At 36.3% G+C, this 3,988-nt stretch carries 3 protein-coding genes; all 3 read left to right on the top strand.

The window, feature by feature from the left end; translation table 11 throughout:
* Positions 1–311: 311 nt before the first annotated feature.
* The 3 genes from MWH25_RS12620 to MWH25_RS12610 all read left to right on the top strand — a co-directional run bounded on the left by MWH25_RS12620 (position 312) and on the right by MWH25_RS12610 (position 3,765).
* Positions 312–1,451 carry a hypothetical protein gene (locus MWH25_RS12620; RefSeq protein WP_248628008.1) on the top strand — a complete coding sequence of 380 codons (1,140 nt, stop codon included), beginning with the start codon at positions 312–314 and terminating at the stop codon, positions 1,449–1,451.
* A gap of 148 nt (positions 1,452–1,599) precedes the next feature.
* Positions 1,600–2,508, top strand: a complete 909-nt coding sequence (locus MWH25_RS12615) for an LPP20 family lipoprotein (protein WP_248628007.1) — start codon at positions 1,600–1,602, stop codon at positions 2,506–2,508.
* 177 nt (positions 2,509–2,685) lie between these two features.
* A complete protein-coding gene (locus MWH25_RS12610; protein WP_248628006.1) occupies positions 2,686–3,765 on the top strand; it encodes a hypothetical protein in 1,080 nt (359 codons plus the stop codon).
* Positions 3,766–3,988: the final 223 nt, after the last annotated feature.

The raw sequence follows: 3,988 nt of genomic DNA, 5'->3' as shown, positions 1-3,988 counted from the left end.
AAATAATGAATTTAATTTGAAATAGGTAGTTAGCTTGGGTTGCGAGTTTAATTTTCCTTTGTTTTTAAGTTTTTTTCTAAATTTTTTTGCAGTAAAAAAATTTAGTCGAGGAAGGGCTGGTTTTTAGCCCTCTCGAAACTGATTTTGAAGTTTATTGGTTGCAGATTTTAATTTTAAAAGTGAAACTATATATCAATTAAATTATGTTTTAAGATTTTCCTTCGGGTTCTTTGAACCCTTCGTGATGAAAAAATCCGTTCTTAGATTTTTTCTATCCACTGTACACTGATATAGAAAGAGAGGTTAGTTTAGTGCAGATTAATAAAAACGTTATTTTATTAGCTTTGATTACAATTCTGTTATTCTCCTCGATAATAGCCTCTGCTCAGGATGGTCAATATGTAGAGGTGGAGGGGAGAGCCAATATAAATCAGGGTAATCTAGTTCAAGCTAGAGATATGGCAATTACTGCTGCTTTTCGGAATGCAGTAGAAAAAGGAGTTGGGGTCTTTATAGATAGTCAGACTAAATCTAGTAATTATGAGCTGATTGAAGATTCTATTTTTAGTCAAGCTCAAGGTTATGTAGCTGATTATGAGATTTTAGATACTTGGAATCAAGATGGTATCTTTCATGTAAAAGTAAGAGCTTTGGTGCAGGAAGAACTTTTAGAAGATGATTTAGATGCTCTAGATCTGGTTATTCATCGGGCAGGAGATCCGAGAGTTATGGTAATTATTCCTTCGGAAGAATATATTAGAAGGAGATGGAATCGGGCTAGAACTATTTCAGAACCTGCAGCAGAGAGAGAAATTAGTAGTCAGCTGTTAGATGCTGGATTTAGATTGATCGATCAAAACCAGATAGATCAGGTTCGAGATAGTGAAGGAGTCCGACGGGCATTAGCTGGTGATGCTGAAGCTTTTCGTGAATTAAGGGCAGAGTATGATGCTGATCTGTTAGTGATTGGAGAAGCTACCAGTCAGTTTGTAGAAGAGAGGCAAGGTTTTTATTCTTATCGAGCTACATTGAGTGCTGAAGTTGTTAAGACTGATACAGCTGAGCTAGTTGCATCTCATGGTGTCAGTGAGAGTGGAATAGATATTACAGAGACTGCTGCAGCTAGAGATTCTTTATCCAATGCGGGGGCCAAGATGAGTGAGTACTTATTGGATGTAGTTGCTGAGGCTATTTCAGATGGTGAGCGAAGTGTTCAGTTGACTATTAGCGGGATTAGTTTTTTAGATGTTGATGATTTTGAAGCTGAATTAAAGGGGATAAGCTTTGTTGATGCTGTCTATTTAAGGAATTTCTCAGGAGGTTCAGCGAGATTTGATCTAAATACTAGTATTCTACCTATGCAGTTGGCTAGGGAGATTGCAAGTCAAAGTGAGCTTTCAGTTGATGTGACTGGAGTTTCCGGTAGTCAGATTAATTTAAGTAAGCAGTAAGTGCAATTTACAATGTACAATTTACAATTGACAATTTAATAGAAATTAAGCACTTGAAATCAAGGGTGTTTAAAGGTTTTTAATTGTCTATTGTACATTTTGTCAATTGTTCATTGTGAAGCTTTTAATTGAAGGGGGGGCAATATTAATGAATTTACGAAAATCGACTTATATACCTGTATTAATTATATCTTTTTTGTTGTTGATCAATCTCAATGTAGCAGCTTTTAGTGTTCAAGAAGAGACTGCTAGGATTGATTGGGAAAGAGGGATTATTGCAGTTCAAGGAGAAGGTGTTGCTGCTGAACATCATATTGGGGGCCAAGCTAAGTTAATGGCTCAGCGAGCAGCCAGGGTTGATGCTTATCGAAATGCTGCAGAATTTATTGATGGGGTTAGGGTTAACAGTCAGACTACTATGGAAGATATGGTAGCAACGTCTGATCGTGTAGATACTCAAGTGCGTGGTTTTATAGAAGGAGCTTTGATCGTTGATTCTGACTATGATCCAGATCTGAAGATCAGTACAGTAACAATGGAACTACCACTAGATGGTAGGGAGGGTTTGGCTTATTATTTAGAGGGTGAAGTTCAACAGGAGTCACAAGAGAGAATCGATGATGTTGAGGAGTATATTGATCAGCCAAAGCGTGAAATTTCTCCTGGAGAAGTAATAGAGATTGAAGAAGAAGTGGAACAGGGGATTGAATATACATCGGTAGTTATAGATGCTCGGGGTTTTGATGTAGTAACTGCTCTTTATCCTCAAGTTTTTGATAGTCAAGGGTATAGTCTATACGGGCCAACGGAAGTAAGTTCAGATAATCCAGCTAATGCATCTTCTTTAGTTGCTTATTCTCGAAGTGAAGAGGGAATTATGGGGATCGATAGAGTTGGAGATAATCCATTGGTAATCGAAGCAGCTAGTGTAATAAATCGTTCTGGTGAGGCGCCGACCGATCTGATCTTAGATTCTGATAATGCTAGATTATTTAGAGATTTAGACAAGGAACATGGGATTGTTGAGCGAAGAGCAGTTGTCTTTATTATTGATTAATTATAGTCAGCCAACTTTAAAATGAAAGATATAGTAAAGATAAGTTGGCTGACAGTAATTAGTAACTAGTGAATAGTGAAAACCAAAAACAACCACCAATATTAAGTATACTTTAGAGTTGATTTTTTATCTTGTTTTTTGAATTTAATTGTTAATTGAAAAAGGGGGAATTAGAAGATGAAAAAGCAGATTATCTTTTGTTTAGTACTTTTATTAGTTTTTAACATTACAGTACCTGCATTGGCTAGTAATTCTCAAGCTGGAACAGATGATGATAATAGCAGTAGTTTTGATTCTGATACAGCTATTCAGGTTGGAGGTGCATTAGTAGTAGTCGGTGGTCTTTTTTATTTTGGAAGACGGTATTATAGACGATCTAAGGCAGGAGATTTATATGATCAAGCTCAAGCCTATGCTAACAGAGGAGAATGGGGTCAAGCTGTAGAGGTTTACGAAGCAGCTTTAGAGTATGTCGATGATTATGAAGATACTAACTCCCGTTTAGAAGAAGCTAGAGTGAAGGCGGAAGCAATGTATGTTGAATTAGGTGATGAAGCTAAAGAAGCAGAACGATTCGAAGAAGCTCGAAGGTACTATCAATTAGCCTTAAGATATCACCCTACTTCCTTTAGAGCTCAAAATAAATTGGATCAGATGGAACAAGATCTGGTAGCAGTTCATTATCGCAGAGGGCATAGTTTTGAAGTACAAGGTAATTGGGAAGAGGCTTATCTGGAGTATCAAGAGGCTTATAATGTAGATTCTAATTATCAGGATTTAGCAGATCGTTATCATCGAGCTCAAGCTCAGGTTGAAGGAGATATACCTTTAAGAGCTTTGGTCTTTGTGCTTAATCGAACCGGTCAACCTGGTTTAGAGAGGACATTTATTAATGCCTTACAGTCCCGTTTAGAAGGAAAGATTACTGATGAATTCTATATGATCGATCGCAAGAATGTGCAACAGATAATGAATGAACAAGGTCAGGCCTTAAGTGATAATCGAGACAGAACCTTTGGCTTAGATATAGCCAATCTGGTAGGTGCTCAAGAGATAATCATGGGCCAACTTATCAATTTCGATGCTGACTCTGATCAGGTTACTTTAGAATTTGAATTAGAGATTATAGATGTTGCAGAGAATAGTGTCATACAAGAGATTGAATATGAGTATGAATTTGCTGAAGGGATAGGGGCAAATGAAATAACTCGTTATATGGATCGGTTAGCTGAAGAGTTAGTAGAAGAAGAATTTTAGTTCAAAGCCAGATAATTAAATATTTAAGGGTCAATCAAAAAGCTTCAGTTTATAGTTGATAATTGATGATTGAGAGTTGAAGATCAAGCCCATAAATTCAAAGGTTTTGAAGGTTTTTAACTATCAATTTTAAATTATCAATTGATCTTAAGCTGTTGTGTTATGTTAATAATAGGAAATTGTTAACTTGTACTTCACCTTGTTTTTTGGTATAATTTATTTT

The organism is Natroniella acetigena (assembly GCF_023227745.1).
Lineage (GTDB): Bacteria > Bacillota > Halanaerobiia > Halobacteroidales > Halobacteroidaceae > Natroniella > Natroniella acetigena.
Note: the sequence above shows the minus strand (reverse complement) of the source record. Positions and strands in the feature narration are given on the sequence as shown.